The organism is Streptomyces johnsoniae (assembly GCF_031845565.1).
GTDB lineage: Bacteria > Actinomycetota > Actinomycetes > Streptomycetales > Streptomycetaceae > Streptomyces > Streptomyces johnsoniae.
Window position 1 is genome coordinate 1 of the sequence record NZ_JAVREV010000086.1, and the last position, 428, is coordinate 428.

The following is a 428-nucleotide window of genomic DNA, read 5'->3' on the forward strand; positions in this document are numbered from 1 at the left end:
CTTCAGCGCACCGTGGATGCTGTTCCTCGGCCTGGCGATGTCCGGCATCACCGCGTATGTGACGCTGCGGCTCTACATACGAAGGTAGTCGTGAACTAGTGGCGACCAAGAAGTCCAGCCCCGCCGGCAATAAGCAGATTGTGGCCAGCAATCGCAAGGCGCGGCACAACTACATGATTCTCGATACCTATGAGGCGGGTATCGCGTTGATGGGCACCGAGGTCAAGAGCCTGCGCGAAGGTCAGGCCTCACTGGCCGACGCGTTCGCCACCGTCGACGACGGCGAGATCTGGCTGCGCAACGTGCACATCGCCGAGTACCACCACGGCACCTGGACCAACCACGCGCCGCGGCGCAACCGCAAGCTGCTGTTGCACCGCAGGGAGATCGACAACCTGATCGGCAAGATCCGCGACGGCAACCTCACG

At 62.6% G+C, this 428-nt stretch carries 1 protein-coding gene; it reads left to right on the plus strand.

Going from position 1 to position 428, the window contains the following annotated elements; genetic code table 11:
• Nucleotides 1-98: 98 nt before the first annotated feature.
• The coding region (gene smpB, locus RM779_RS33395; RefSeq protein ID WP_311621549.1) for an SsrA-binding protein SmpB at nt 99-428 on the plus strand (330 nt) is incomplete at its 3' end.